The sequence below is a fragment of the Micromonospora sp. DT46 genome (genome assembly GCF_049841735.1).
GTDB classification, from domain to species: Bacteria; Actinomycetota; Actinomycetes; order Mycobacteriales; family Micromonosporaceae; genus Micromonospora; species Micromonospora reichwaldensis.
In genome coordinates this window covers 55,028-81,142 of sequence record NZ_JBNCKW010000015.1, presented here as the reverse complement: position 1 = coordinate 81,142, position 26,115 = coordinate 55,028, and the positions used below count along the sequence as shown (strand labels likewise).

At 72.4% G+C, this 26,115-nt stretch carries 27 protein-coding genes; 7 read left to right on the top strand and 20 right to left on the bottom strand.

What is annotated here, in order from left to right:
* Window positions 1–2: 2 nt before the first annotated feature.
* Window positions 3–845 (bottom strand): DNA repair protein RecO, encoded by an 843-nt coding sequence (recO, locus tag ACLQ20_RS30355; RefSeq protein WP_327029319.1) that lies wholly within the window; start codon window positions 843–845, stop codon window positions 3–5.
* A 100-nt stretch (window positions 846–945) separates the two neighbouring features.
* On the opposite strand from recO, the gene ACLQ20_RS30350 reads away from it, so the two are divergent.
* Window positions 946–1,776 (top strand): DUF4097 family beta strand repeat-containing protein, encoded by an 831-nt coding sequence (locus ACLQ20_RS30350; protein ID WP_151452827.1) that lies wholly within the window; start codon window positions 946–948, stop codon window positions 1,774–1,776.
* On the opposite strand, the gene ACLQ20_RS30345 is transcribed toward ACLQ20_RS30350, so the two are convergent.
* The 8 genes from ACLQ20_RS30345 to ACLQ20_RS30310 form a co-directional block, all read right to left on the bottom strand.
* Window positions 1,763–2,929 (bottom strand): acyltransferase family protein, encoded by a 1,167-nt coding sequence (locus ACLQ20_RS30345; protein ID WP_425858273.1) that lies wholly within the window; start codon window positions 2,927–2,929, stop codon window positions 1,763–1,765. The genes ACLQ20_RS30350 and ACLQ20_RS30345 overlap by 14 nt on opposite strands.
* 175 nt (window positions 2,930–3,104) lie before the next feature.
* Entirely contained in the window at window positions 3,105–4,001 is an 897-nt protein-coding gene (era, locus tag ACLQ20_RS30340) for a GTPase Era (RefSeq protein ID WP_151452825.1), read from the bottom strand.
* Complete coding sequence (locus ACLQ20_RS30335; RefSeq protein ID WP_101412356.1) at window positions 3,998–4,384, bottom strand: cytidine deaminase; 387 nt, start codon at window positions 4,382–4,384, stop codon at window positions 3,998–4,000. The genes era and ACLQ20_RS30335 overlap by 4 nt, the downstream gene beginning before the upstream one ends.
* Window positions 4,377–5,789, bottom strand: a complete 1,413-nt coding sequence (locus ACLQ20_RS30330; RefSeq protein ID WP_327031282.1) for a hemolysin family protein — start codon at window positions 5,787–5,789, stop codon at window positions 4,377–4,379. The genes ACLQ20_RS30335 and ACLQ20_RS30330 overlap by 8 nt, the downstream gene beginning before the upstream one ends.
* Window positions 5,765–6,238, bottom strand: coding sequence for an rRNA maturation RNase YbeY (gene ybeY, locus ACLQ20_RS30325; protein WP_132240405.1), 474 nt, complete (start codon window positions 6,236–6,238; stop codon window positions 5,765–5,767). The genes ACLQ20_RS30330 and ybeY overlap by 25 nt, the downstream gene beginning before the upstream one ends.
* Window positions 6,239–6,253: 15 nt before the next feature.
* Window positions 6,254–7,309 (bottom strand): PhoH family protein, encoded by a 1,056-nt coding sequence (locus tag ACLQ20_RS30320; protein WP_151452823.1) that lies wholly within the window; start codon window positions 7,307–7,309, stop codon window positions 6,254–6,256.
* 207 nt (window positions 7,310–7,516) lie between these two features.
* Window positions 7,517–8,893, bottom strand: coding sequence for a serine hydrolase domain-containing protein (locus ACLQ20_RS30315; RefSeq protein ID WP_151452822.1), 1,377 nt, complete (start codon window positions 8,891–8,893; stop codon window positions 7,517–7,519).
* Entirely contained in the window at window positions 8,890–9,249 is a 360-nt protein-coding gene (locus ACLQ20_RS30310) for a histidine triad nucleotide-binding protein (RefSeq protein ID WP_151452821.1), read from the bottom strand. Before ACLQ20_RS30310 ends, ACLQ20_RS30315 begins: the two co-directional genes overlap by 4 nt.
* Before the next feature lie 93 nt (window positions 9,250–9,342).
* Here ACLQ20_RS30310 and ACLQ20_RS30305 point away from each other — a divergent pair, with 93 nt between their 5' ends.
* Window positions 9,343–10,104, top strand: a complete 762-nt coding sequence (locus ACLQ20_RS30305) for an SDR family NAD(P)-dependent oxidoreductase (RefSeq protein ID WP_327029321.1) — start codon at window positions 9,343–9,345, stop codon at window positions 10,102–10,104.
* Window positions 10,105–10,178: 74 nt separating this feature from the next.
* Window positions 10,179–11,087: a polyphosphate kinase 2 gene (ppk2, locus tag ACLQ20_RS30300; RefSeq protein WP_151452819.1), complete on the top strand. Its 909-nt coding sequence runs from the start codon at window positions 10,179–10,181 to the stop codon at window positions 11,085–11,087.
* 193 nt (window positions 11,088–11,280) lie between these two features.
* Here the strand turns inward: ppk2 and ACLQ20_RS30295 are convergent, their stop codons facing one another.
* From ACLQ20_RS30295 to hrcA, 6 genes are all read right to left on the bottom strand, one after another.
* Entirely contained in the window at window positions 11,281–12,246 is a 966-nt protein-coding gene (locus tag ACLQ20_RS30295) for a hypothetical protein (RefSeq protein ID WP_327029323.1), read from the bottom strand.
* 13 nt (window positions 12,247–12,259) lie between these two features.
* Window positions 12,260–13,204: an ABC transporter ATP-binding protein gene (locus ACLQ20_RS30290; RefSeq protein ID WP_425858282.1), complete on the bottom strand. Its 945-nt coding sequence runs from the start codon at window positions 13,202–13,204 to the stop codon at window positions 12,260–12,262.
* A gap of 29 nt (window positions 13,205–13,233) precedes the next feature.
* Complete coding sequence (locus tag ACLQ20_RS30285) at window positions 13,234–13,623, bottom strand: GntR family transcriptional regulator (RefSeq protein ID WP_425858272.1); 390 nt, start codon at window positions 13,621–13,623, stop codon at window positions 13,234–13,236.
* Between the two features lie 267 nt (window positions 13,624–13,890).
* Window positions 13,891–14,625 (bottom strand): 16S rRNA (uracil(1498)-N(3))-methyltransferase, encoded by a 735-nt coding sequence (locus ACLQ20_RS30280; protein WP_151452816.1) that lies wholly within the window; start codon window positions 14,623–14,625, stop codon window positions 13,891–13,893.
* A 47-nt stretch (window positions 14,626–14,672) separates the two neighbouring features.
* Window positions 14,673–15,818, bottom strand: coding sequence for a molecular chaperone DnaJ (gene dnaJ / locus ACLQ20_RS30275; RefSeq protein WP_192581261.1), 1,146 nt, complete (start codon window positions 15,816–15,818; stop codon window positions 14,673–14,675).
* 73 nt (window positions 15,819–15,891) lie between these two features.
* Entirely contained in the window at window positions 15,892–16,914 is a 1,023-nt protein-coding gene (gene hrcA / locus ACLQ20_RS30270; protein WP_151452815.1) for a heat-inducible transcriptional repressor HrcA, read from the bottom strand.
* Between the two features lie 244 nt (window positions 16,915–17,158).
* Between hrcA and ACLQ20_RS30265 the strand changes: the two genes are divergently transcribed.
* Window positions 17,159–17,857: a DUF4870 domain-containing protein gene (locus tag ACLQ20_RS30265; RefSeq protein WP_425858271.1), complete on the top strand. Its 699-nt coding sequence runs from the start codon at window positions 17,159–17,161 to the stop codon at window positions 17,855–17,857.
* 40 nt (window positions 17,858–17,897) lie between these two features.
* Here the strand turns inward: ACLQ20_RS30265 and hemW are convergent, their stop codons facing one another.
* A complete protein-coding gene (gene hemW, locus ACLQ20_RS30260; protein ID WP_358121832.1) occupies window positions 17,898–19,121 on the bottom strand; it encodes a radical SAM family heme chaperone HemW in 1,224 nt (407 codons plus the stop codon).
* A gap of 19 nt (window positions 19,122–19,140) precedes the next feature.
* Here hemW and ACLQ20_RS30255 point away from each other — a divergent pair, with 19 nt between their 5' ends.
* The 3 genes from ACLQ20_RS30255 (at window position 19,141) to ACLQ20_RS30245 (ending at window position 22,109) form a co-directional block, all read left to right on the top strand.
* Window positions 19,141–19,944: an enoyl-CoA hydratase-related protein gene (locus ACLQ20_RS30255; protein ID WP_358121801.1), complete on the top strand. Its 804-nt coding sequence runs from the start codon at window positions 19,141–19,143 to the stop codon at window positions 19,942–19,944.
* A gap of 179 nt (window positions 19,945–20,123) precedes the next feature.
* The gene (locus tag ACLQ20_RS30250) at window positions 20,124–20,984 is read left to right on the top strand and encodes a hypothetical protein (protein WP_192581257.1); all 861 of its coding nucleotides are present in this window, start codon (window positions 20,124–20,126) and stop codon (window positions 20,982–20,984) included.
* A 189-nt stretch (window positions 20,985–21,173) separates the two neighbouring features.
* Complete coding sequence (locus ACLQ20_RS30245) at window positions 21,174–22,109, top strand: phytanoyl-CoA dioxygenase family protein (protein WP_151452836.1); 936 nt, start codon at window positions 21,174–21,176, stop codon at window positions 22,107–22,109.
* Window positions 22,110–22,195: 86 nt separating this feature from the next.
* On the opposite strand, the gene ACLQ20_RS30240 is transcribed toward ACLQ20_RS30245, so the two are convergent.
* The 4 genes from ACLQ20_RS30240 to ACLQ20_RS30225 all read right to left on the bottom strand — a co-directional run bounded on the left by ACLQ20_RS30240 (window position 22,196) and on the right by ACLQ20_RS30225 (window position 26,088).
* Window positions 22,196–22,837 carry an MOSC domain-containing protein gene (locus tag ACLQ20_RS30240; protein ID WP_425858270.1) on the bottom strand — a complete coding sequence of 214 codons (642 nt, stop codon included), beginning with the start codon at window positions 22,835–22,837 and terminating at the stop codon, window positions 22,196–22,198.
* A 124-nt stretch (window positions 22,838–22,961) separates the two neighbouring features.
* The gene (locus tag ACLQ20_RS30235; RefSeq protein WP_151452809.1) at window positions 22,962–23,819 is read right to left on the bottom strand and encodes a carbohydrate ABC transporter permease; all 858 of its coding nucleotides are present in this window, start codon (window positions 23,817–23,819) and stop codon (window positions 22,962–22,964) included.
* Complete coding sequence (locus ACLQ20_RS30230) at window positions 23,816–24,802, bottom strand: carbohydrate ABC transporter permease (protein WP_151452808.1); 987 nt, start codon at window positions 24,800–24,802, stop codon at window positions 23,816–23,818. The genes ACLQ20_RS30235 and ACLQ20_RS30230 overlap by 4 nt, the downstream gene beginning before the upstream one ends.
* A complete protein-coding gene (locus tag ACLQ20_RS30225; RefSeq protein ID WP_151452807.1) occupies window positions 24,799–26,088 on the bottom strand; it encodes a sugar ABC transporter substrate-binding protein in 1,290 nt (429 codons plus the stop codon). Before ACLQ20_RS30225 ends, ACLQ20_RS30230 begins: the two co-directional genes overlap by 4 nt.
* Window positions 26,089–26,115: the final 27 nt, after the last annotated feature.

Sequence of the window (26,115 nt, the reverse complement as noted above, 5' to 3'; positions counted from 1 at the left end):
GATCACTCAGTTCTCCCCCTGTTCACGCCGTCCGCACCGGACCCGGCGCCAGGCGACGGCGGGACCGGGCCGGCCCCCGGGGCGCCCCGGTCGACCAGCGGCAGCGAGCGTAGCGCGCGCTCCAGGTGCCACTGCAGGTGTGCCGCGACCAGCCCGCTGCACTCCCGGCGTACGCCGGTCTCGGTGGCGTCGGCGACCCGCCAGTCGCCGCTGGTCAGCGCGGACATCAGGTCGATGGTGGCCGGGGCGGGATGGGCCGCGCCGGGCGGCCGGCAGTCCGGGCAGACCGCACCCCCGGCCGGTACGGAGAACGCCCGGTGCCGCCCCGGCGTGCCGCAGACGGCGCAGGCGGTCAGCGCCGGCGCCCAGCCGGCGAGCGTCATGCCCCGCAGCAGGTACGCGTCGAGCACCAGGGTGGTGGCGTGGCTGCCCTCGGCGAGCGCCCGCAGCGCGCCCAGGGTGAGCTGGAACAGCCGCAGCGAGGGCTCCCGTTCGACGGGGGTGAGCCGCTCGGCGGTCTCGGCGATCGCGTTGGCCGCCGTGTAGCGGGGATAGTCGCCGAGGAACCGCTTGCCGTAGAGGTCGATGCCCTCGACCTGGCTGACCGTGTGCAGCGAGCTGCCCAGGTTGCCCTTCGGGTCGCCGGCGAGCTGGAGGTCGACGTGACCGAACGGCTCCAGCCGGGCCCCGAACTTGCTGGTGGTGCGGCGGATCCCCCGGGCCACCGCGCGGAGCCGGCCGTGCCGGCGGGTGAGCAGGGTGATGATCCGGTCGGACTCGCCGAGCTTCTGCGCACGCAGGACCACCGCGTCGTCGCGGTAGAGCTGTCGGCGGTACCCGGCCATCGGACCATTCTCTCTCGGGGTGCGGAATCAGGGTCAGCTCGGGGTGTCCGCGCGCGGAACCCCGATGCGCGGGGGCCGTCACGCCTCGTAGCGTGCTCGCATGGCTCTGCACCGCACCGCCGCCGCGCTCGCTGCGGCCACCACCCTGATCGTCGCCGCCGGGTGCGACAACCTGTCCTTCCGCCGGCTCGACTACGACAACACCGAGGCGGTCCGGATCAGCAGCATCCGGGTGCTCCCGGGGGCCGGCGACGTGACCGTCCGCGCCATCGGCGCGCAGGACGAGGTGCGGATCAAGCGGGTGGTGCGCTACCAGGGCGGTCAGCCCGACGCGACGTACGAGATCAAGGGCGGCGAGCTGGTGCTGGACACCGACTGCGGTTCCCGGTGCAGCATCTCCTACGAGGTCACCGCCCCGGACGGGGTGAGCGTGAAGGGCGAGACCGGCTCCGGTGACGTCGACCTGAGCAGGGTGGGCCCGGTGGAGATGCGGCTCGGCTCGGGCAACATCCGGGTGACCGCCTCCAGCGGCCCCGTACGCGCGGAGACCGGCTCCGGCAACATCCAGGTGGCCGGCGCCGGCGGGCCCGTACGCGCCCAGACCGGCTCCGGCAACGTCGAGGTCGACGAGGTCGCCGCCGCGGTCACGCTGCGTACCTCGTCGGGCGACATCACCGGGCACCGCCTCGGCGGCGGGGTGGACGCGGAGACGGGCTCGGGGGACATCGCCGTCGACCTGACGACGCCCGCCTCGGCGCGGGTGCACGCCTCCAGCGGGAGCGTCGATCTGGTCGTGCCGGCGGGCCGCTACCGGGTCCGCTCCAACACCGACGGCGGCGACGCCGAACTGGGCGTCACCGACGACCCGTCCGCCACGCTGGTGCTCGACCTCTCCACCGGCAGCGGCGACATCAGGGTCACCCAGCGTTGATCTCGACGGTCTCCGGCTCCCGCGCGGCCCGGGGCGCCGGCACCACCGCCCGCCCGCTGACCGGTCCACCGGCCCTGCCGTCGACCCCGTGCCGGGTGGCCGGTCCGCCAGCCCTGCCGTCGGCGGCCGCGTCGACGGTGGCCGGGCCGGGGCGGGCCCGGCCCGGGACCAGCTCCGGCGGCCTGCGGGCGGCCACGTCCTCCACCCAGCCGACGAGGGCGGTCACCGCCGCGACCAGCGCGAAGACCAGCGCCACCCGGATCGCCAGGCCGAGCGGGTCCTGGTGCGACCAGCCCACCACGTCGACCAGCGGGGTGAGCGCCACCACGAACGGCATGTGCCACAGGTAGACGGTGAGCGCCCGCCGGTTGAACATGGTCACCACCCGGCCGAACGCGGCGCTGCGGTCCACCCAGGGTGCGCTCGCCGGACCCCGACCGAGCAGCACGAGGACGAAGGCCGCCGACCAGAGGGCGTTGCCCAGGGGGTTGTCGTTCAGGTCGTACCCGCGCGGTCCGGGGTGGGTGACGATCCAGGCGGCCCCGGCGGCGGCGAGGGCCAGCGCGACCGGGACCAGCACCCGGTTGGCGAGGCGGCGCAGCATGCCGGCCTGGTGGGCGAAGCCGAGCAGCCAGGCCCCGAAGTAGAGCCCGAACTGGTGCAGCGCCACCGGCAGCGCCGGGAGCAGGCCCAGTTCGGCCGCCGCGAGCAGGGCGTACGGGGCGATCAGGGTGGGCACCGGGGCCCGCCGGAACAGCCAGAGGGCCACCGGCGAGGCGAGCACGAACCAGAGGTAGTCGCGCAGGTACCAGATCACGCTGAGCGCGATCGCGCCCCAGCCGTTGGCCGGCGGGTCGGCGATGGGGAAGAGCCAGAGCAGCACCTTCGGGCTCAGCGGCAACCCGGTGAGCAGCATGGCCGGCACGAAGACGGCGGCGAGCACCCACAGCGACGGCAGCAGGCGCCGCAGCCGGCGCACGACCGCCCCCGGCCCCCACCGGTGCAGTGAGGCCGCCATCAGCGAGCCGGCGAGCGCGAACATCACCGACATCGCCGGGAAGACGAGGGTCAGCGTGGCCCAGCCGGTGACGTGGTAGACGACGACTCGAACGATGGCCAGGAAGCGGAGCAGGTCCAGGTATCGGTTTCGCATCAGCCTGCATCTATGTCCGGGGATACGGGGGCTGTCTTACCCCCTACCCTCCGGGCCGAGCACGCCAAACAGAAGAGAACCCACCAGAAGGTGACATCTTCCATACGTCCGACCGATACCGATCATGCGTCGGACGGGCTCTGGGCCGGGACGCGGCGCGTCCCGGCCCCTGGCGTCAGAAGCCCAGCTTGCGCAGCTGCTTCGGATCCCGCTGCCAGTCCTTCGCCACCCGGACGTGCAGGTCGAGGTAGACCCGGGTGCCGAGCAGCTCCTCGATCTGCCGGCGGGCGGTGGTGCCGACGTGCTTGAGCCGGCTCGCCCGGTGGCCGATCACGATCGCCTTCTGGCTGGGGCGCTCGACGTAGACATCGGCGTAGATCTTCATGAGCCGGCCCTCGGGGACCATCTCCTCGACGACCACCGCGATGGAGTGCGGCAGCTCGTCGCGGACGCCCTCCAGGGCGGCCTCCCGGATCAGCTCGGCGACCAGCACCTGCTCCGGGTCGTCGGTGAGCATGTCGTCGGGGTAGAGCTGCGGCGACTCGGGCAGGTAGCCGGTCATCACGTCGACCAGGGTGTCCACCTGGTGCCCGGAGACCGCGCTGACCGGCACCACCTCGGCGAACTCACCCAGCTCGCTGACCGCGAGCAGTTGCTCGGCCAGCCGCTTGCGGTCCACCAGGTCGGTCTTCGTGACCACCGCCAGCACGGTGGCCTTCAACTCGGCCAGCTCGCCGGTGATGAACCGGTCGCCCCGCCCGATCGGCTCGTCCGCCGGAATGCAGAGGCCGATCACGTCGACCTCGCTCCAGGTCTGCCGGACCAGGTCGTTGAGGCGCTCGCCGAGCAGCGTACGGGGGCGGTGCAGGCCCGGGGTGTCGACCAGCACGAGCTGGGACTCCGGGCGGTGCAGGACGGCCCGGATGATGTGCCTGGTCGTCTGCGGCTTGTTCGAGGTGATGGCGATCTTCTGCCCGACGATCGCGTTGGTCAGCGTCGACTTGCCGGCGTTCGGCCGGCCGACGAAACAGGCGAACCCGGCCCGGTAGGGGCGCGGCTGGAGATCGCTCACTCGACCACCGTGCCGAGGACGGACCCGTCCGGGGCGGCCACGTGGATCGGCGCGTCCGCGGCGAGGTCGCGTACCGCCGCGTGCCCCGCGCCGTCCAGCGTCGACGCCTCGGTGACCACCACGGCCGCCTCCAGCCGGGTCGCGCCGGCCGCCACCGCGGACGCCACCGCGAGCTGGAGCGCGGTGATCGTCAACGACGGCAGCGACACGCTGGCCGCCGCGTACGTCCGACCGTCCTGGTCGCGGACCGCCGCGCCCTCCACGGCGCCCACCCGGCCACGCGCGCCCCGCGCCAGGACGACCAGCTTGCCGTCCTCGGCGCTCAGCTCGACCGGGTCGGACGGGGTGGGCCGGGCGGCCGGTACGGCGGGTGACTCAGGCATCGGCGGGTTGCCTCTCCTCGGATCGGTTCGTGTCGTCCCGGGGCTCGGCATGCTCGCCACGCCCCGGGCCGTTCTGCGTGTCGGTCGACTCCGCCCGGTTCACCAGCACGGTGTCGATCCGGTTGCGTCGGCCGGTGGTGCCCTCGGCGACCAGCTGGAGCCCGGCGACCTCGACATGCGCCCCGGGGATCGGGACCCGGCCCAGGGACTGGGCCAGCAGGCCGCCGACGGTCTCCACCTCGTCGGTGGGGAGGTCGGTGTCGAACAGCTCGCCCAGATCCTCCACCGGGAGCCGCGCGGTCACCCGCACCGCCCCGTCGTCGAGGTGCTCGACCGGCGGGCGCTCGACATCGTACTCGTCGGTGATCTCACCGACGATCTCCTCCAGGATGTCCTCGATGGTGACCAGCCCGCCGGTGCCGCCGTACTCGTCGACGACGATGACCAGGTGGTTGCGGGCGGCCTGCATCTCCGAGAGCAGGTCGTCGACCGGCTTGGACTCGGGCACGAAGGTGGCGGGGCGCATCAGCTCGGCGACCGGGAGCTGCCGGTCCTCCGGGGCACCGCCCTGGGTCCGCCGGATCAGGTCCTTGAGGTAGAGCACGCCGAGCACGTCATCGACGCTCTCGCCGATGACCGGGATGCGGGAGAAACCGGAGCGCAGGAAGAGCGCCAACGCCTGGGAGAGCGTCTTGCGCTCCTCGATCCACACCATCTCGGTACGCGGCACCATCACCTCCCGGGCGATGGTGTCGCCGAGCGCGAAGACCGAGTGGATCATCTGCCGCTCGCCGTGCTCCACGACACCGCGCTGCTCGGCCAGGTCGACCAGCTCGCGCAGCTCCACCTGGGTGGCGAACGGGCCCTCCCGGAAGCCCCGGCCCGGCGTGACCGCGTTGCCGATCAGGATCAGCAGCGAGGCGAGCGGGTTGAGCGCCCGGCCCAGCCAGCGGACCAGCGGGGCGACGGACCGCCCGACCACGTACGCGTGCTGCCGGCCGATGGTCCGGGGACCGACCCCGACCACCACGAAGCTGATCACGGTCATCGCGCCGGCGGTGACCAGCGCCGCGCGCCAGCCCGCGCCGAAGGTGTCGACCGCGACCAGCGCCACCAGGGTGGTGGCGGTCAGCTCGGCGAGCAGCCGCAGCAGGAGCAGGAGGTTGAGGTGGCGGACCACGTCCCCGGCGACGGCCTGGAGCGTGCGTGCGCCCCGCGCGCCGTCGCGGGCCAGCTCGGCGGCACGGGCGGGCGAGACCGCGGCGAGGGCCGCCTCGGTCATGGCGATGAGGCCGGCCAGCACCACCAGGCCGGCCGCGAAGACCAGCAGTTGCAGGTCGGGCAGGCCGGTGGCGGCGGCCGCCAGTGTCGGGGTGGCCATCACCGGGACCGGGTCGACCGCCAGCTCGCCAGCAGCCGGGCCTGGAGAGCGAACATCTCCCGTTCCTCCTCCGGCTCGGCGTGGTCGTAGCCGAGCAGGTGCAGCACCCCGTGCACGGTGAGCAGGTGCAGCTCGTCGGCGGCGGCGTGACCGGCGGTGGCCGCCTGCTTGGCCGCCACCTCCGGGCAGAGCACGATGTCGCCGAGCAGTGCGGGCTCGCCGCCGGCGGCGGACGTCTCACCGGGCCCGTGGTCGACGCTGCCCTCGTCCATGGGGAAGGCGAGCACGTCGGTGGGGCCGTCGCCGCCCATCCACCGGTGGTTGAGCTCGGTCATGTAGTCGATGTCGACCAGCAGCACGGACAGCTCGGCGAGGGGGTTGACCCCCATCTCGTCGAGGGCGTGCCGGGCCACGGCGAGCACGGCGTCGGTGTCGACGTCGACACCCGACTCGTTGGCGATCTCGATGGACAACAGTCTTCCCTCGGTCTAGCGGCGCCGGCCGGCCCGGCCGCCCTGGGCGGACCGCCCCGGCACGGCGTGCACGCTCTGCGCCTGCTGGTTCTCCCGCTCGTCCCAGCGGGCGTACGCGTCGACGATCTCCCCGACCAGCCGGTGGCGGACCACGTCGGAGCTGGAGAGCTCGGCGAAGTGCACGTCCTCCACGTTCTCCAGGATCTCCCGGACCACCCGCAGGCCGCTGGTCGTGCCGCCGGGAAGGTCCACCTGGGTGACGTCACCGGTGACGACGATCTTGGAATTGAAGCCGAGCCGGGTGAGGAACATCTTCATCTGCTCGGGCGTGGTGTTCTGCGCCTCGTCGAGGATGATGAACGCGTCATTTAGGGTTCTTCCCCGCATATATGCCAGCGGCGCGACCTCGATCGTGCCCGCTGCCATCAGCTTGGGGATGGAGTCGGGGTCGAGCATGTCGTGCAGCGCGTCGTAGAGCGGGCGCAGGTAGGGGTCGATCTTCTCGTTGAGCGTGCCGGGCAGGAAGCCGAGCCGCTCGCCCGCCTCGACCGCCGGCCGGGTGAGAATGATCCGGCTGACCTGCTTGGCCTGCAACGCCTGGACGGCCTTCGCCATCGCCAGGTAGGTCTTGCCGGTGCCGGCGGGGCCGATGCCGAAGACGATGGTGTGCGCGTCGATCGCGTCGACGTAGCGCTTCTGCCCCAGCGTCTTGGGACGGATGGTGCGGCCGCGCCGGGAGAGGATGTTGAGCGTCAGGACCTCGGCGGGCCGCTCGGCGCCGCCCTGCTCGAGCATGCCGACGGTACGCCGCACGGCGTCAGTGGTCAGGGTCTCGCCTTTCTCGATGAGCTCGAGCAGCTCGCTGAAGATCCGCTCGGCGAGGGCGTTGTCGGCGGGGGCGCCGGTGATGGTGATCTCGTTGCCCCGGACGTGCACGTCGCTGTCGACCGAGCGCTCGACCAGTCGCAGGATCTCGTCACCCGCGCCGAGCAGGTTGACCATGATCTTGGAATCCGGGACGGTGATCCTGGTCTGCACCCGGGGCGGGCCGGGAGGTGGGGTGCCGGTCATAGGTCGGGCCGAGGGGCCCTGCGCACCTGCTCTCGATCTCGGCGCCGGCCTGCTGGCGCGGCGCGCTGACGTTACTGCCATCTTATCTTTCCAACAGCGGTGGCACCCTGCCCATTTCCGCGCGTGGGGCACGAGCGGACCGGTCACCTCTTCCGCGGCCGGGGCGGACCGGACGGGGCAGGTCCTCGGCCCGTCCGGTCGCGCGCGTCAGGAGCCGGCTCGGAAGTCGTACCGCTCGAAGGTCTCCTGGTGCCGGGTGAACCGGTAGGTCGCCCAGTGCATCCGCACCACCGTGCCGTGCTCGTCCCGGGTCAGCCGGAGCAGCTCCCCCGCCTCCCGGCCGGAGACCGTGCGGAACACGTCCGGCCGGTCCGGCAGCGCGACGAAGACCGACGGCGGCTTGCCCGCCGGATCGTCGGCGCCCCGGGCCCGCAGCTCGCCGTCGTGCCAGGAGAAGACGTACTCGAAACCCTCCCCCCACCAGCGGCCGAGCAGCCCGCGTACGCCCTCGGGGGCGGGCGGGCCCGGCTGCCACGGTGTGACGTCGGCGGGATCGTGCTCGACCGCGGCGGCCAGCAGCCGGTGCGGCAGGTCGAGGACCTCGCCGGCGGTGCCGGAGGAGCCCAGCACCGCGACGCCCATCGCGCCGGGGGTGCCTTCCCCGCCCCGCCGTCCGTAGACGCTGGCCAGGAAGCCGGGCATCGCGCCGTAGTGCCCGACGTGCATGATCCGTTCGCCCTGCGGCACCAGGATCAGGCCGAGCCCGAAGCCGTCGGCCCAGAGCGTCTCGTCGGTGACCGTCGCCGGCCAGCGCATCTCCTCCAGCGTGGCCGGGGCCAGCACCGCGCCGGCCGGGTCCAGCGCCGCCGGGTCGGCGAGGAAGGCCGCCCAGCGGGCCATGTCGGAGGCGGTGCTCCAGAGCTGCGCCGCCGGGCCGACCGCCCCGAAGTCGGTCGGCGGCTCGGGGCGTGCCTCGTCGGAGTAGGCGTCGACCAGGAACCCCGTCGCGGCGTGCGGCCCGGGTTCCGTCGAGGTCCCGGCCAGCCCCAGCGGGGTCAGCACCCGCTCGGCGAGCACCTCCGCCCAGGTGCCGCCCCGCAGGTGGCCGACGAGCCGGCCGAGTAGCGCCATGCCGAGGTTCGAGTAGTGGTAGCGGCGGCCCGGGGGCAGCACCCGCTCGGCCCGGGCCAGGTCGGCGACCAGCCCGTCGGCGTCCGGCATGCGCAGGGTGTCCCAGACGTCGCCGTACGGCTCGCGTTGCAGGCCGGCGGTGTGCGACAGCAGCCGGCGCACCGTCAGCTCGCCGTGGGCCGGCGGGTCCAGGTGTCGGCCCAGCGGGTCGTCGAGGTCCAGCAGGCCGTCGTCGCGGCACTGGAGGGTCAGCACGGCGGTGAGCGTCTTCGTGACCGACCCGATCCGGAACCGGGTGCCCGGCCCCAGCTCGGTGTCGTTGCCGGTCCCGCCGACGGCGCACGTCCAGAGCGGGCGGTCCGCCCGGTGCAGGGCCGCCGACACCGCCGGCACCCGGGCCTGCGCCTGGACCGTCCGGACCATCCGCGACAGGCGGTCGTCGACCACCGTCACGCGAGGTTCCGGGCCAGCATCGGGCCCAGTGGCGCCCCGCCGAGCACGTGCGCGTGCACGTGGAAGACCTCCTGGCCGCCGTACGCGCCGGTGTTGAACATCAGCCGGAAGCCGTCGCCGAGCAGTCCCTCGTCCTCGGCCACGGCGGCGGCCGTGGCGAGCACCTCCCCGGCCAGCGCCGCATCGCCCTGGGCGAGCGCCGCCACGTCGGCGTAGTGCTCCTTCGGGATGACCAGCACGTGCACCGGCGCCTTCGGGTCGATGTCACGGAAGGCGAGCGTGGTGGCGGTTTCCCGGACGATCGTGGCCGGGATCTCCCCGGCGACGATGCGGCAGAAGAGGCAGTCGGTTCCCATGCGGGGCAGTGTAAGGAAGGGCACCTGTCAACGCCTTCGGTAGCGGAAGGGTCCCTTCCTCGCACCGGGGGTGGGCCAGGCATGATGGCCGGCGTGACTTCACGGGCGGTACTGGTGACGGGAGCCTCGCGCGGCATCGGGCGGGCGGTGGCGACCGCGTTCGCGGCAGGCGGCGACCGGGTGGCGATCCACCACCGGGACTCGGCGGAACTGGCCGGGGGGCTGCGCGCCGAACTGCCCGGCGAGGGGCACGTCGTGGTCCGCGCCGACCTGACCGACCCGGACGCCGTACGGGCCATGGTCGACGAGGCGGCCGGCCTGCTCGGCGGGCTCGACGTGCTGGTCAACAACGCCGGCGTGTACGGCGAGCGGGACGCCCCGCACCCGGTCTTCGGCGCCTCCTACGAGCAGTGGCGCGCGCAGTGGCGGCAGGTGCTGGAGACCAACCTGACCGGCGCGGGCAACGTCATCTGGTGCGCCGCGCAGCACATGCGCGACCGGGGCGGCCGGATCGTCAACGTCTCCTCCCGGGGTGCCTTCCGGGGCGAGCCGGAGCAGCCGGCGTACGGGGCGAGCAAGGCGGGGCTGAACGCGCTGGGGCAGTCGCTGGCGGTGGCCCTCGCCCCGTACGGCATCACGATCGCGACGGTCGCCCCGGGCTTCGTGGAGACCGACATGACCACCGGACACCTGAGCGGGGAGCGGGGCGCCGCGATCCGGGCGCAGAGCCCGTTCAACCGGGTGGCCCGCCCCGAGGAGATCGCCGCCGCCGTGCACTGGCTCGCCTCCCCGCAGGCGGAGTGGGCCTCCGGCACCATCGTCGACCTCAACGGCGCCTCCTACCTGCGCAGCTGACCGGCTTCGTTCCTCAACAAACTCCCAGCGTGGCGGGGGTGACGGTGGGCAGTGCCGGGGTAAGGGTTGCCGGCATGACGGACAGCGTGCTGGACCTCACCGACGACTACCAGGTGGTCGACGGTCACGACGACGATCCCGTACTGCTGCGCCCGGACGGCAGCCCGGTGGACACCTGGCGGGAGGACTACCCGTACGACGAGCGCATGGAGCGCACGGAGTACGACCACCACAAGCGGCTGCTCCAGATCGAGCTGCTGAAGCTCCAGGACTGGATCCGGGAGTCCGGCGAGCGGCTCGTGATCCTCTTCGAGGGGCGCGACGCGGCCGGTAAGGGCGGGACGATCAAGCGCTTCATGGAGCACCTCAATCCGCGCGGCGCGTCGGTGGTGGCCCTCGCCAAGCCGAACGAGCGGGAGTCCACCCAGTGGTACTTCCAGCGGTGGCTCGGGCACCTGCCGGCGGCCGGCGAGATCGTGCTGTTCGACCGGTCCTGGTACAACCGCGCCGGGGTGGAGCGGGTGATGGGCTTCTGCACCCGCAAGGAGTACCTCGAGTTCCTCCGCCAGGCCCCCGAACTGGAGAGGATGCTGGTGCGCTCGGGCATCCGCCTGGTCAAGTTCTGGTTCTCGGTGTCCCAGAACGAACAGCGCACCCGGTTCGCCGTCCGCCAGGTGGACCCGGTGCGGCAGTGGAAGCTCTCCGACATGGACATCGCCTCGCTCGACAAGTGGGACGAGTACACCGAGGCCAAGGAGGCGATGTTCTTCTACACGGACACCGCCGACGCACCGTGGACGGTGCTGAAGAGCAACGACAAGAAGCGGGCCCGGATCGAGGCGATGCGCCACGTACTGAGCCGCTTCGACTACTACGACAAGGACCACGAGGTGGTCGGCGTACCGGACCCGCTGATCATCGGCCCGGCCGGGCTGGACCTGGACCCGGAGGAGCAGACGGTGCACGTCTTTCCCAGGCTCTGACCCCCGCCGGACGCGCGCCCCGACCACGCTGGCCGAAATGCCCTGGCCAGCGACGGTCAAGGACGAGGCCCGCACCGCTGGTGACCGACCCGTCGGGCCGCGGCCTCCGGGCCGGAGGTCACCGTCGTCGCGGTCAGCCCACAGCAGGGTACGAAAGGATCTGTCCTGTATCGAATACAGGCTGGCTCACGATTCAGTGCAGCCGGAGTGTCCGGCGCACCGTGACGACGAGCAGGACAACAGCGCCGCCGACCAGCAGGAGGGCCTGGAGCGACTGGAACAACCAGAATCGACTGGCTGGATGGACGTCGAAGGCCGCCTGGTATCCCTTGGCGAGCAGGCAGTCTTGTTCGGCGAGTTCGGCCCGGCTCGACGACGGGTCGACGCCGGCGGCGGGTGGGCACACGCTGGACAGCGAGCCGTCCGCCACCCGGCCGTCCGGGGCCACCCGCATCTCGGCGACGATGACGTCCCCGTTGGCGATGAGAGCGTCCCGGCTCACGCCGACCTGCCGGTCCGGCTTGGCGTAGAGGTCGTGACTGACGATGACCGCAGGGATGGCAACGGCGATCACCGCCACGGTGACCGCCATGGCCGGCACGGTGCGGCGCAGGATGGCGCTGGCGGCGGCGCCGACTGCGAATGCGAAGAGCCACCACGCGGCAGGCGCGAGGCCGACGATGTTGAACTTGCCGGGGTTGGTGAAGGAGGAGTCAGGGAAGGCACCCTCGAACACCGCGTTCCACCGACCGACCATCACCGCCAGGGCTGCCCCGGCGACCACGACGGCCACGCACAGCAGGCCGAGCTTGGCGAGGATCCAGCGTAGCGTCGTCACGGACTGGGTCCAGGCCATGCGGAACGTGCCGCGCTCCATCTCCCGAGCCACGAGGGGCGCACCCCAGAAGGCACCGATCAGTGCCGGTCCCACCAGGGGCAGGTAGCCGAAGACCTGGTAGACGGCGTGGTAACGGTCGAACATCCCGCGGTTGAAGTCGTGACACACCGGCGACGATCCCGGGCAGCCGTCGGGAGCGTGGCCTGCCGCCCACGAGGTGGCTTCGAGGGCGGAGACCAGGAGTATCCCGCCGAGCAGAATCAACGCCCCGAACGTGACCAGCAGCTGGGCGCGGTGCTGACGGTAGGTCAGCCAGACCATCTTGCTCTCCTTCTCAGTTCGCCCGGACGATATTGGGGCGGGGCAGCGCTGCGGCGTCGGGGTCACGCAGGTAGGTCAGGACGAGGTCCTCGAGGGACAGGGGACGTTCGGTCCACCGCTGGTCCGCAACGGCACCGGCGCCGCAAACCAGCATCGTGGCCTGCCGGCCGGTGCTGCTACGGGCGACGACGGGCAACTGGGCGGCCACCGCCTCGGCGCTGTCCGCCGGACCGGTCAGTAGCCGGTGCTCGGAGAGCAGGTCGTCGATGTCCCCGCTGACCTGCACACGGCCGCCGTTGAGAACGACCAACCAGTCGCAGGTGCCCGCAAGGTCGGGCACCACATGCGAGGAGAGCAGGACGGTCATGCCCGTCTCCGCCACGGCGGACATCAGGCTGCTCGTCACGTCGTGTCGGGCCAGGGGGTCCAGGTCGGCGAGCGGCTCGTCCAGCACCAGCAGGTCGGGCCGCTTGGCGATCGCCAGGGTGAGCGCCACCTGGGTCTGCTGGCCGCCGGAGAGCCTCGCCACCCGCCGGTCGAGCGGGATCCTCAACTCGTCGAGCCTGCCGCGGGCCAGGTCGTCGTCCCAGTTCGGATTCATCACCCGGCCGAACCGCATCATCTCCGCGACGGTGAAACCGTCGTAGAGGGGCTTCTCCTGGGCCAGGAACGCGATCCGGGACAGCGCGGCGCCGTCGCGTCCCACCGTCGTGCCGAAGACGCGGACCGACCCCCGAGTGGGTTGCAGCAACCCGACGATCATGTGGAGGAAGGTCGTCTTGCCCGCTCCGTTGGGGCCGACCAGCGCGGCGACCCGACCGGCCGGTACGGCCACCGAACACTCGCGCAGCGCCCAGGTACGGCGGTACTGCTTGCCGAGCCCGGTCGCCTCCAGCGCATTGCCCTCCCGTCGCGCATGGGCCGGATGCTCCTCCGGAGACCTGCCCAGTCCTGGCATGTTCACGACCACCGCATCCCCACTCGTCCTCACGCCGACCTCCGAAACGAATCCATCAACACCGACGCGAACAGCGCCTCCACGTCCTCCTGGTCCAGGCCGGCGCGGCGGGCCTGGCCGACCCAGGCGGACAGCTGGGCGGCGAGTCGGGCCTGCTCGGCCGCGTCGGCGATCCGCAGCGACCGACGGACGAACGTGCCCTGCCCCGGGCGGCCGATGGCGAGGCCCTCCCGCTCGAGCTCCCGGTATGCCTTGAGCACCGTGTTGGGGTTGATCGCCAACTGCGCCACCACCTCCTTGGCGGTGGGAAGCTTGTCGCCGGGTTGAAGAACCCCTAGCCGGAGCGCGTGTTTCACCTGGTGGACGAGCTGTAGATAGGTGGAGACCCCGGACCCACGATCCAGATGGAACTCGATCAACTCCGCCCCCTTTCACTATTGCAATAGTGAAAGGGTGAAGGCGCGAGGATGCCCTGTCAAGCCACTCCGACGGATCGGCAGTGACTCGCCGCGATCACGCGGGCGTGACGCCGCCGCCGACCACCGGAATGCGCGACAGCCCTGGCACGATGGCGGTGCTGCGGCGCTGAGCCCCCGAGGCGTTCACCCCGCCGCCGAGAGCGGCCCGGCGCACGGGGATGAGCACAGCTCCGGAAGGAACCCGATACGGCTGCGGCGTACCGACGGTCACCAGTGGCCGAGGCGGGTGGCCAGGACACTGAGGGCAGCCACCCCGGCGGTCGACGTACGCAGCACCGAGGGCCCCAGGCGCACCGGCCGGGCGCCGGCCTCGGCGAAGGCGGTCAGCTCGGCCGGGGCGATGCCGCCCTCCGGGCCGACGACCAGCACGATCTCACCGGCGGCGGGCAGCTCGACGGTGGTCAGCCGCTCCCGCGCCTCCTCGTGCAGGACGAACGTCGCGGCGGCGCCCGCGATCCGGCGGGCCACCGTCGCGGTGGACTCGTCGGGGGCGCCGGCCACCACCGGCAGCCACGACCGGCGGGCCTGCTTCGCCGCCTCGCGGGCCGTCGCCACCCACTTCTCCCGGGCCCGGGCGCCCCGGTCGCCGCGCCACTGCGCCACCGAGCGGGACGCCGCCCAGGGCACGATCTCGTCCACCCCGACCTCGGTCATCGCCTGCACGGCCAGCTCGCCCCGGTCGCCCTTGGCGATGCCCTGCACCACGACGAGCCGGGGGACGGCCGCGTCGACGTACCCCCGGGAGATGACGTCGAGTTCGAGGCTGCCCCGGCCGACGGCCGTGACCACCGCGGACGCGGTGCCGCCCCGGCCGTCGGCGAGCAGGAGTTCCTCGCCGACGCGCAGTCGTTGCACCGTGGCGGCGTGGTGCCCCTCGGGGCCGCCCAGGGTGAGCTGGTCGGCGGTGGGCAGCGACTCGACCAGGAACAGCGGCGCGGACACGACGATCAGGCTAGCCGCCCCGGCGGACGCCGGGGCGGTCAGGCCGCTCAGGCGTGGCCGTTGAAGGCGTCGCGCATCCGGGAGAAGAAGCCGCCCTGCTTGGTGAGCTCGGCGACCTCCTCGCCTCGGGTCTTGGCGAAGTCGCGCAGCATCTTCTCCTGGTCGGCGTCGAGCTTGGTGGGGGTGCGCACGTCGAGGTGGACGTAGAGGTCACCCCGGCCGGTGCCACGCAGGTGCGGCACACCCCGGGCGCGCAGCCGCAGCGTGCTGCCCGGCTGGGTGCCGGCCTTGACGTCGACCGTCTCCTCGCTGTCCAGCGTCTTGATGGTGAGCCGGGTGCCGAGGGCCGCCGCGGTCATCGGCACCGTGACGCGGCAGTGCAGGTCGTCGCCCTTGCGGGAGTAGACGTCGTGCGGCCGCTCGTGGATCTCCACGTAGAGGTCGCCGGCCGTGCCGCCGCCCGGGCCGACCTCACCCTGCTGGGCGAGGCGGATGCGCATGCCGTCCTCGACACCGGCCGGGATCTTGACGGTCAGCGAGCGGCGGGTGCGGACGCGGCCGTCGCCGGCGCAGGTCGGGCACGGGTGCGGGATGGTGGTGCCGTAGCCCTGGCAGACCGTGCACGGCCGGGCGGAGACCACCTGGCCGAGGAAGGTGCGCTGCACGGACTGCACCTCGCCCCGGCCGGCGCACGCCTCACAGGTGGCCAGGTGGGTGCCGGCCGCCGTGCCGGCGCCGGAGCAGGTGGTGCAGAGCACGGCGGTGTCGACGGTGATCGGCGCCTCGACGCCGAACGCGGTCTCGTGCAGGTCCAGCTCCAGCCGCAGGATGGCGTCGGCGCCGGGCCGGGTACGCGGTCGCGGACCCCGCGAACCGCCGGCCGCGCCGCCGAAGAACGCGTCCATAATGTCCTGGAAGCCGACGAACGGTCCGGCGCCGCCGGGGCCGCCCGGGCCACCCGCACCCCCGCCCCCGGGGGCGAGCGGGTCACCGCCCAGGTCGACGATCTGCCGTTTCCGGTCGTCCGAGAGGACCTCGTACGCGGCGTTGATGTCCTTGAACTTCTCCTGGGCCTCCGGATCCGGATTCACGTCCGGGTGGAACTGCCGCGCCAGCTTGCGGTAGGCGCGCTTGATCTCGTCGTCGGAGGCTTCCCGGCTCACGCCGAGAATGCCGTAGTAGTCCCTGGCCACTGCGTTCCGTGTCCTCATGTTCGTCTCGCGTTGCGCCGGTCGGCGGCCGGAGCCGGCCGTCGGCCCTGACTGGTCAGTTCTGGGCCAGCAGCTCGCCCACGTAGCGTGCCACGGCCCGCACCGTGGCGATGGTGCCGGGGTAGTCCATCCGGGTCGGCCCCAGCACGCCGAGGCCGCCGACGCTGGTCGCGCCCGGCCCGTAGCCGGTGCTGACCACCGAGGCGGCGCGCAGGTTGTCGATCTCGTTCTCGTCGCCGATCAGCACCCGCGTCGTGCTCGGCTCCGCCTCGCCGATGAGCTTGAGCATGACGACCTCCTCCTCCAGCGCCTCCAGGATGGGGCGCAGGGAGCCCTGGAAGTCGAGCAGGCCGCCGCGGGTGAGGTTGGCCGTCCCGGCCAGCGCGATCCGCTCCTCGTGCCGCTCGATCAGCGTCTCCAGCAGCACGGTGGAGAGGGTGGTCATGGCCGGGCGCAGGTGGGGCACCGACTCCTCGACGAGCGCCTGCACCAGCGGCGGGGTCTCCGACAGCCGGGTGCCGACCAGCTTCTCGTTGACCAGCCGGCGCAGGTCCGTGACGTCGTCGGCGGGGATCGGCGCGGGCAGCTCGACCAGCCGCTGCTCGACCCGGCCGGTGTCGGCGATCATGACCAGCATCAGCCGGGTGGTGGAGATCGGCACCAGCTCCAGGTGGCGCACCGAGGAACGGGCCAGGCTCGGGTACTGCACGACGGCGACCTGCCGGGTGAGTTGCGCCAGCAGCCGGACGGTGCGGTGCACCACGTCGTCGAGGTCGACGGCGCCGACCAGGAAACGCTCGATCGCCCGGCGCTCGGCCGGGCTGAGCGGCTTCACCCGGGACAGCCGGTCCACGAAGAGCCGGTAGCCCCGGTCGGTGGGCACCCGGCCGGCACTGGTGTGCGGCTGGCGGATGTAGCCCTCCTCCTCCAGCACGGCCATGTCGTTGCGGACGGTCGCCGGTGAGACCCCCAGCTGGTGCCGCTCGACCAGCGCCTTGCTGCCGACGGGCTCCTGCGTGGCGACGTAGTCCTCGACGATCGCGCGCAGCACGGCGAGCTTGCGGTCGTCGAGACCCATCCTCCCCACCTCCTGTCGCACGTCGGCCCCGGCACGCGGGGGGCCGGGGCGGGCTGCTGGCACTCGACTGTAGCGAGTGCCAGTCTACGTCGGCGGGGCCGCCCGCGCGATGATCGACCTGGGGTGATCAGTCCGATCGGCGACCGCGCGGGCCCACCCGACGCCCCCGTGGGGCCGGTGTTCCGGGCGTCCCGGCCGGTGTCGCGCTGGTGCCGCCTTGCCGGCTGCCCCTACCGTGACCTTCATGACTGAACCACCTCGCCCTCCCGGAGCGGGGGACCCCGGCTTCCCGCCGGACCCGACCGCCCCGTCGGGGGTTCCCGGCGCCGCCGGCTCCGGCGACCCCACCGCACCACTGTCCGGGGCACCGGGCCCGGGCAGCCATCCTCCACCCGGTGGCTATCCGCCGCCCACCGGTGACCAGCCGCCGTCGGGCGGCTACCCTCCGCCCGGCGACTACCCACCGCCTGGTGGCTATCCCCCGCCCGGCGACTACCCGCCGCCCGGGGGCTACGGACCGCCCGGCGGCTACGGAGCGCCGGGGGCCGGCTATCCGACCGGTGGCGGCTACGGACCGCCGACGGGCGGCTACGCCAGCAACGAGGACAAGAACTGGGCCCTGATCGCCCACTTCGGCGGCGCGGCCGGCGTGATCGTCGGCGGCGGCATGCTCGGCTGGCTGGCGCCGCTCATCGCGCTGATGGTTCGGGGGCAGCAGTCGCCGACCGCCCGGGCGCACGCCGCCGCGGCGCTGAACTTCCAGCTCACCTGGACGATCGTCGGGGTGCTGAGCTGGGTGGTCACGCTGATCACCTGCGGGGTGCTGTTCTTCGTCCCCATGCTCGTCTGGCTGGTGCCGCTGATCTTCGGCATCATCGGCGGGCTCAAGGCCAACGAGGGCGTGCTCTACCGCTACCCGTTGACCTACACCTTCACCAAGTGACCCGGGTCGGCCGCTCCCCCGGCCGGCCCCGGCACGCGGTTCAGGGCAGCAGGTCGCGGACGACCGCGTCGGCGAGCAGCCGGCCCCGCAGGGTCAGCACGGCCCGGCCGGCCGCGTGCTCGTCGGCGGCCAGCAGCCCGTCGGCGAGGGCCCGTGCGGCACCGGCCCGACCGGCGTCGTCGAGGGCGTCCAGGGGCAGCCCGGAGGCGAGGCGCAGCCGGAGCATGACGTCCTCCATGTGCGCCTCGTCGGCCGTGAGCACCTCGCGGGCCAGGCCGGGCGACTCGCCGCCGGCGAGCCGCTTCGCGTACGTCGTGGGGTGCTTGACGTTCCACCAGCGCACGCCGCTGACGTGGCTGTGCGCCCCCGGGCCGAGGCCCCACCAGTCGGCGCCGGTCCAGTAGAGCAGGTTGTGCCGGCACCGGGCCGCCTCGTCGCGGGCCCAGTTCGACACCTCGTACCAGGAGAGGCCGGCCGCGCCGAGGGCGGCCTCCGCGGCGAGGTAGCGGTCCGCGGCGACGTCGTCGGAGGGGTACGGCAGCTCGCCGCGCCGCATCCGGGCGGCCAGCCGCGTGCCGTCCTCCACGATCAGGGCGTACGCGCTGACGTGGTCCACCCCGGCGGCGACGACCTGGTCGAGGGAGGCGGCGAAGTCCGCCTCGGTCTCCCCCGGCGTGCCGTAGATCAGGTCCAGGTTGACGTGGTCGAACCCGGCGTCGCGGGCCTCGCGGGCGGCGGCGACGGCCCGGCCGGCGCTGTGCGTGCGGTCGAGGATCGCCAGCACCCCCGGCGCGGCGGACTGCATGCCCAGCGAGATCCGGGTGTAGCCGGCGGCCCGCAGCGCCTTCAGCGACTCGGGCGTGACCGATTCCGGATTGGCCTCGGTGGTCACCTCGGCGCCGGGCGCGAGCCCCCAGGTGCGGTCGATGCCGTCGAGGATCCGCGCCAGGTCGTCGGCGGGGAGCAGGGTCGGGGTGCCGCCGCCGACGAAGACCGTGTCCACCCGGGGCGGGGGCGCGTCGCCCAGCACCCGGCGGGCGAGCGCCAGCTCGGCCAGCACGGTGTCGGCGTAGTCCTCCCGGCCCGCCCCGCCGCCCAGTTCGGCGGCCGTGTACGTGTTGAAGTCGCAGTAGCCGCAGCGGCTGGCGCAGAACGGCACGTGCACGTACACGCCGAAGCCGCGCGCGCCGACGGCTCGGGTGGCGGTGGCGGGCAGCGAGCCGTCGACGGGGACGGTTTCGCCTTCTGGAAGGACGCCGGGCATGGCCACTAGTGTGCCCGGCATGACCTCTCCAGACGTGCTCGTGCGGGTCGCCACGGCCCGTGGGGTGACCACCCTCACCCTGGACAGCCCGCACAATCGCAACGCGCTCTCCACGCCGCTGATGACCCAGCTGCTGGCCGGCCTCGCCGAGGCGGTCGCCGACGACGCCGTACGCGTGGTCGTGCTCGACCACGCGGGCCCGGTCTTCTGTTCCGGCGCCGACCTGAAGGAGACGGCCGCCGCGTACGCCAGCGGGAGCGTGCCGGCCGGGATGCTCGGCGACGTGCTCGCGGCGGTCTGGGAGTGCCCGAAGCCGGTGGTGGCGAAGGTGGCCGGCCCGGCCCGGGCGGGCGGCCTCGGTCTCATCGCGGCGGCCGACCTGGCGGTGTGCGCGCGGGAGGCGACGTTCGCCTTCACCGAGGTGCGGATCGGCGTGGTGCCGGCGGTCATCTCCGCGACCGTGCTGCCCCGCCTGCATCCCCGCGCGGCGGCCGAGCTCTACCTGACCGGCGACACCTTCGACGGCCGGCGGGCGGCCGAGATCGGCCTGGTCACCGCCGCCGTGCCGGCGGACGGACTGGACGCGGCGGTTGCGGGGTACTGCGACTCTCTGGTGCGGGGGGCACCGGGCGCGCTGGCCGGGGCGAAGCAGTTGCTGCGCCGGCCGCCCGCCACGGACCTGCGGGCGGAGATCGCCGACCTGTCCACCCTCTCGACCGGGTACTTCCTGTCGGAGGAGGGACGCGAGGGCGTCCTGGCGTTCCGGGAGAAGCGGCCGGCGCGCTGGGTGCCCGCCGACGGCGACGCGGGCGCCGACCGGTAACACCGGGCCGGGGCGGGGGTGTGGCCGCGCGGTGAGCGGGGACTGCGGGTTGCGTCCCGGCGGCCCGCCGGGGCGTCCGCCCGGCGGGCCGGTGCCACGCCCGGCGCTCTGGGAGAACCGGTCGGACGACCCGGAAGGCACCACGAGGGACGTACGCTTGTCGGACTGTCGATCAGGGGGTGTGGGTGCGTACTCGGGCAGTCGTGGCGGGCGGTGTCGTCCTCGTCGTCCTCGTCGCGGTCGGGATCTGGATCGTCATCCGGCAGATGGGCGGGCAGCTGCGCCTCCCCCTGGCCAGCCGGACCTGCACCGTGCAGGCGGACGGCCGGGTGGCGCTGGACCCCGACCAGATGGCCAACGCGGCGACGATCGCGGCCATCGGCATCCAGCGGAAGATGCCCGAGCGGGCCGTCGTCGTGGCGCTGGCCACCGCCTACCAGGAATCCGGCCTGCGCAACCTCGCGGGCGGCGACCGCGACTCGGTCGGGCTGTTCCAGCAGCGCCCCAGCCAGGGGTGGGGCACCCCGGAGCAGATCCGCGACCCCCGCTACGCGGCCAGGAAGTTCTACGCCGGGCTGAAGAAGGTGCGCGGCTGGGAGCAGATGCGGGTCACCGACGCGGCGCAGAAGGTGCAGCGCTCGGCCTTCCCGGAGGCGTACGAGAAGTGGGCCGACGAGTCCGAGGTGCTGACCCGGGCCCTGGTCGGGCACGCCACCGGCGCGGTCGCCTGCACGGTGGGCCGCGACCCGGCGATGCGCGGCGAGGCCGCGGCGACCGCGCTGACCCGCGGCCTGTCGTTGGACTGGGGCCTGGCCGGCGCGACCACCGCGGCGGACCTGACGGGCCTGACGGTCCCGGCCGCCGACGAGCTGCGGGGCTGGCGGTACGCGCACTGGCTGGTCTCGCACGCCCAGGACCACGGCGTGAAGCGGGTGCGCTTCGGCGACCTGGAGTGGACGGCCCGCGACGGCACCTGGAACCGGACCGACGACACGCCGGCCACCGGGCGGGTCGTCGCGGAGGTCTTCGCCGAGGCGTAGTGGCCCCCGATCTCCTTACCGGCAGTCACCGCATAAACCGGCATTACCGGCGATAACTCTCGCCACGCCACCCGGCTCTGACAGATCGTCACCGCGCCGCTCCCCACAGTCCGGACAACGGTCGCATATCGTGCTGGGCAGTACCCCGCCCCGAAACCAGCGGGTTACGATCGGCGGCCTGTGCCAGCAATGGTTTCGCCTCATGGGGAGGGGTACGTCGAAGTGTTCGACTACGGCGACCGGACCGGTTACGAACCGATCAGTGACACCGACCGCAAGGAGTTCCACGAGCAGGGCTTCCTCCTGCTGCGCAACGTCCTGACGGAGGACCACCGGGCGGCGCTGGAGGCGGCGGTGGACCGCGTCTACGCCGAGGAGAAGGCGAAGGGCACCACCACCAAGGACGGCACCCTGCACCTGTTGGGCTTCCTGGAGCGCGACGAGCTCTTCGGCGACCTGCTGACCCACCCGATCGCCTTCCCGTACATGTGGGGCCTGGCCGGCTGGAACATCTACACCCACCACAACCACCTGGACGTCACCCCGCCGGCGGCGGAGCCGGAGAAGCCCTACTGGGGGTGGCACCAGGACGGCTACCGGCAGAACTCCGACCCGGAGACGATGGACCCGAACCTGCCCCGGCCGATGTTCTCGCTCAAGGTGGCCTACGTCCTCTCCGACCTGTCGGAGAACGGCCGGGGCGCCACCAAGGTGATCCCGGGCAGCCACCTGTGGAACTCGCTGCCCCGCCCGGCGGACACCTCCGTGCACAACCCGGACCCGGAGGGCACGGTGGAGATCACCGCCAACCCCGGTGACGCCTTCATCTTCGACCGCCGCCAGTGGCACTCGCGGTCCACCAACCTGTCGACCATCACCCGCAAGATGCTCTTCGTCGGCTACACCTACCGGTGGATCCGGCCGCTGGACGAGCTGCACATCGACAAGGACGGCGAGTGGTGGGCCAACCGCACGCCGGTGCAGCGCCAGCTCTGCGGTGAGGGCACCCACACCGCCAACTACTGGGGCATCAACTGGGACGGCTACATCGACGACGAGATCCCGCTGCGCAAGGAGCTCAAGCAGCGCGGCCTGCTCGACCGCAACGTGCCCTGGCTGCGCTGAGCCGGTCACCCGGCGCGCGCCGAGCCGACGTCGGACGGGCCCCCTCCCCCACGGGACGGGGCCCGTTCCCGTTCACCCGGCCGCCGTCAGCTCCGGCCGGCGAGCCGGCGGCGCACCTTCTCCCGGACCCCGTCCGGCAGGTCGGTCGCGTCGAGCAGCCGGGGCAGCAGCTCAGGCTCCAGGCTCAGGGCCCGGAACACCTCGCCGATCGTCACCCCGTGCGCGGGCCGGTCCACCACCTCGACCGGGTCCCCCGCGCCGACCTCCCCCTCGCGCAGCACCCGCAGGTACGCCCCGGGCGTCGCCCGTACCGTGAACCGTTTGATCAGGTCGGGCACGCCCCAGAAGCCGGCGAAGGTGGTGCACGGCGTGCGCGGCTTGGTCACCTGGAGCAGCGCGGACCCGACCGCCCACTGCTCGCCGATCACGGCCCCCGTCACGTCCACCGCGTACGTGGTCAGGTTCTCCCCGAAGCCGCCGGGGCGGATGCTGCGGCCCATCTCCCCCGACCACCAGGACGCGTCCTCCTCGGCGTACGCGTAGACCGCCTGCTCCGGACCGCCGTGGTGGGCGCGTTCGCCGATGAAGTCGCCGGCCACCCCGTCCACGCGCAGCAGCACCGGGCCGCCGACGGGCCGCTTGTCGATGCCGCTGCGGCCGCTCGCGTCGCCCGCCCATTCCGCCTCGGTCACGCCGCCGAGGTTCACCGAAGCCAGCCTGCCCGTCATGGCGGTCAGCCTAGCCCGCTGCCAGGCGCCCCCGACACGCGAAGGAAGGGCCCTCGTAGACGAGGGCCCTTCCTTGCACTGCGCGTTTGGAGCCGGCCCTGGCCGGCTCCTCCCCGTGCGGGGGTCAGCCCTTGACGGCGCCGGCCACCAGCCCGGAGACCATCCGCCGTTGCACCAGCAGGAAGAAGATGATCACCGGCAGGGTGAACAGCGTGGACGCGGCCATCACCGGGCCCCAGGCGGTGTCGTCGCGGCCGAAGAAGAACGTCATCGCGACCGGCAGGGTGTAGCTCTCCTGGTCGTTGATGAAGGTCAGCGCGAAGATCAGCTCGTTCCAGGCGGTGATGAACGAGAAGATGCTCGTCGCCACCAGCCCGGGCGCCACCAGCGGGAAGAGGACCTTGCGGAAGATCTGCGCCCGGCTGGCCCCGTCGATGGCGGCGGCCTCCTCCAGTTCCTTGGGCACCGCGGCGACGAAGCCGCGCAGCATCCACACCGCGAACGGCAGCGAGAAGCCGAGGTAGGTGAGGATCAGGCTCGGCAGGGTGTTGTAGAGCCCGAGCCGCTGGATCATCAGGAACAGCGGGATGACCAGCGCCTCCAGCGGGATCATCTGCACTATCAGCAGCATGATCAGGAAGGTGGTCCGCAGCTTGAACCGGAACCGGGCCACGGCGGTGGCGGCCAGCAGCGCCACCAGACCGCTGAGCACCACGGTGGCGACCGCCACCAGCGCGCTGTTGAGGAAGAAGTCGCCGAAGGTGACGCCCGGGATCAGGTTGCCGGTGAGGATCTGCCGGTAGTGCTCCAGGGTCGGCTCGGTGGGCACCGGCCGGGGAGTGGACGAGAAGATCTCCGAACTCGGCTTCAGCGAGGTCGCGATCATCCAGTAGACCGGGAACGCGGCGAAGAGCGCCACCAGCAGCCCCGCGCCGTTGAGCGCGAGTCGCTTCGCGCCCCCGCCGCCTCCGCGTCGGGTCACGCGTCCTCCTCCTGCTTGAGCACCATGCGGACGTAGAGGCCGGTCACCACCAGCAGGATCAGGGTGAGGATCACCGCGATCGCGGCGCCGAGACCGTACTTCGGCGGGGGTGAGAACGCCTCGGCGTACGAGTAGATGGAGAGCATGAACGTCGGCCGGTCCTGCGTGCCGCCGGCCAGCACGAACTGCTGGGTGAAGACCTTGAAGTCCCAGATCGTGGAGAGCACGATCAGGATCCCGAAGACCGGCCGCAGCAGCGGGAAGGTGATCTTCCAGAACACCTTCCACGGTCCGGCTCCGTCGACCCGGGCCGCCTCGTGCAGCTCACTCGGCACGCTCTTCAGCCCGGCGAGCACGCTGACCGCGATGAACGGGAACGAGTGCCAGACCACCACCAGCGTCAGGATCGAGAAGAACAGCAGCGGCGAGTTGAACCAGCCGTAGCCCGTCCAGTCGCTGCGCCCGAAGAGGCTCTGCGACAGCCCGTCGGGCAGCGCGTTGAACAACCAGGTGACCAGGCCGCTGGTGTCGTCGAAGATCCATTTCCAGACGATCGTGCCGGTCAGCGCCGGGGTGGCCCAGGCGAGCATCACGCAGCTGGCCACGAAGGCGGCCATCTTCTTGCCGAGCCGGTTGAGCAGCAGCCCGACCAGGGTGCCCAGGATCATCGTGAGCACGACGTTGGCCACCGCGAAGAGCACGGTGTTGCGCAGCACCGTCAGGAAGAACGGATCGCTGAGGATCTCGGCGTAGTTGCCGAAGCCCACCCACGGCCACTCACGGTCGCCGCGCAACTGTCGGACGTTGTTGAGCTGGTGGAAGGACATCACCACCACCTGGCCGAGCGGCCAGAGCAGCAGCACGCCGATGATCACCAGGCAGGGCAGGAGCAGCAGGTAGGGCAGGCGGTCCACCCGGCGACGCCGCCGCGCGGGGGTCTCCCGCGCGGCGGCCGTCTCCGGCGCCTCGGTCAGCGTGGTCACTTGGCGTTGAGGATGCTTTCCATCTCCGCGGCCGCGTCGGCGGTAGCCTTCTCGACCGTCTTCTGACCCTTCATGACCGAGCTGTTCATCGCCTGGGTCACCGTCTTGGTCCGGCTGACCTCCACCCACTTCGGGGTGAGCGGCGTGAGCTTGGTGTTCTGCATCGTGGTGGCGAACGCCGACATGATCTTGTCGTTGGCGTACTTGTCGCCGCCGACCAGGTCCTTGTAGACCGGGAAGAAGCCGAGGCTGTCGGCGAAGGCCTGGTCGTTCTTCTTGTTCACCAGCACGGTCAGGTAGTCCCAGGCGAGATCCTGCCGCTCGCTGTCCTTCCAGATCGCGACGTCGGAGCCGCCGGCGAAGCCGGGTGCCGCCTTGCCGTCGGGGCCGGGGATCGGGAACGTACCCCAGACCTTCTCGATCTCCGGGTTGTCCTTCTTGATGGCGCCCTGCTGCCAGCTGCCGCCGAAGGCCATCGCCGCCTTGCCGGTGGCGAACTGGGTCCGGGCGTCGATCTCGTTCCAGCCCGCGGCGGCCGGCGGGGCCACCTTGTGCACGGTCACCAGGTCCGTCCAGAACTTGACGGCCTTCTGCGCCTCGGGCGTGTTGTAGCCGGACTTCCAGGAGTCGCCCTGCTGCGTGGCGATCTCCGCGCCGGCGCCCCACAGGAACGAGTAGAACGGCAGCTCGGAGTTGCCCGGCAGTGCGATGCCGTAGGTGCCCGGCTTCTTGGCCTGCACGGTCTTGGCGGCGGCGACCAGCTCGTCCCAGTTGGTCGGCGGCTTGACGCCCGCCTCGGCGAACCAGTCGGCGCGGTAGTACATCCCCCGGACACCGGCGTACCACGGGACGCCGTACTGCTTGCCGTCGAGCTGGGCGTTCTTGACCAGGTCGGGGAGGAGGTCCTTGCCCTCGGTCCAGCCGTTCATCCGGTCGGTCACGTCGGCCAGCGCCTCCTGCGCCGCCCAGCCCTGGGTCTCGGTGTTGCCCAGCTCGGTGATGTCCGGCCCCTCGCCACCGGCGAGCGCGGCCTGGAACTTCTTCGGCGCCTCGAGCCAGGGGATGTACTGGACCACCACGTCCGTGTCCGGGTGCTTCTGCCGGAACTCGGTCTCGACGCCGTCGAGGAACTTGGTCTGCGCCTCGCTGCCCTCGCCCATCATCCAGACCGTCAGCTTGCTGTTGTCGGCGGCCTTGTCGTCATCCGAGCCACCGCAACCGGCCAGGACCATCGCGGCCGAGGCCACGACGGCGGTGACCGGGGCCAGCCGCTTCCACCTGTTCACGCCACATCTCCCTCGCGCCGCTTGGCA

Excerpts from the sequence above, each read along its gene's own strand:
- ACLQ20_RS30310 (WP_151452821.1), bottom strand. The coding sequence starts at position 9,249 with ATGGGAACCGACTGCCTCTTCTGCCGCATCGTCGCCGGGGAGATCCCG.
- ACLQ20_RS30245 (WP_151452836.1), top strand. The coding sequence starts at position 21,174 with ATGGTTTCGCCTCATGGGGAGGGGTACGTCGAAGTGTTCGACTACGGC.
- ACLQ20_RS30345 (WP_425858273.1), bottom strand. The coding sequence starts at position 2,929 with ATGCGAAACCGATACCTGGACCTGCTCCGCTTCCTGGCCATCGTTCGA.
- ACLQ20_RS30295 (WP_327029323.1), bottom strand. The coding sequence starts at position 12,246 with ATGGTCTGGCTGACCTACCGTCAGCACCGCGCCCAGCTGCTGGTCACG.
- hrcA (WP_151452815.1), bottom strand. The coding sequence starts at position 16,914 with ATGGGTCTCGACGACCGCAAGCTCGCCGTGCTGCGCGCGATCGTCGAG.
- ppk2 (WP_151452819.1), top strand. The coding sequence starts at position 10,179 with ATGACGGACAGCGTGCTGGACCTCACCGACGACTACCAGGTGGTCGAC.
- hemW (WP_358121832.1), bottom strand. The coding sequence starts at position 19,121 with ATGCCCGGCGTCCTTCCAGAAGGCGAAACCGTCCCCGTCGACGGCTCG.
- ACLQ20_RS30320 (WP_151452823.1), bottom strand. The coding sequence starts at position 7,309 with ATGACCGGCACCCCACCTCCCGGCCCGCCCCGGGTGCAGACCAGGATC.
- ACLQ20_RS30350 (WP_151452827.1), top strand. The coding sequence starts at position 946 with ATGGCTCTGCACCGCACCGCCGCCGCGCTCGCTGCGGCCACCACCCTG.
- ACLQ20_RS30335 (WP_101412356.1), bottom strand. The coding sequence starts at position 4,384 with ATGCCTGAGTCACCCGCCGTACCGGCCGCCCGGCCCACCCCGTCCGAC.
- recO (WP_327029319.1), bottom strand. The coding sequence starts at position 845 with ATGGCCGGGTACCGCCGACAGCTCTACCGCGACGACGCGGTGGTCCTG.
- ACLQ20_RS30255 (WP_358121801.1), top strand. The coding sequence starts at position 19,141 with ATGACCTCTCCAGACGTGCTCGTGCGGGTCGCCACGGCCCGTGGGGTG.
- ACLQ20_RS30290 (WP_425858282.1), bottom strand. The coding sequence starts at position 13,204 with ATGCCAGGACTGGGCAGGTCTCCGGAGGAGCATCCGGCCCATGCGCGA.
- ACLQ20_RS30240 (WP_425858270.1), bottom strand. The coding sequence starts at position 22,837 with ATGACGGGCAGGCTGGCTTCGGTGAACCTCGGCGGCGTGACCGAGGCG.
- ACLQ20_RS30265 (WP_425858271.1), top strand. The coding sequence starts at position 17,159 with ATGACTGAACCACCTCGCCCTCCCGGAGCGGGGGACCCCGGCTTCCCG.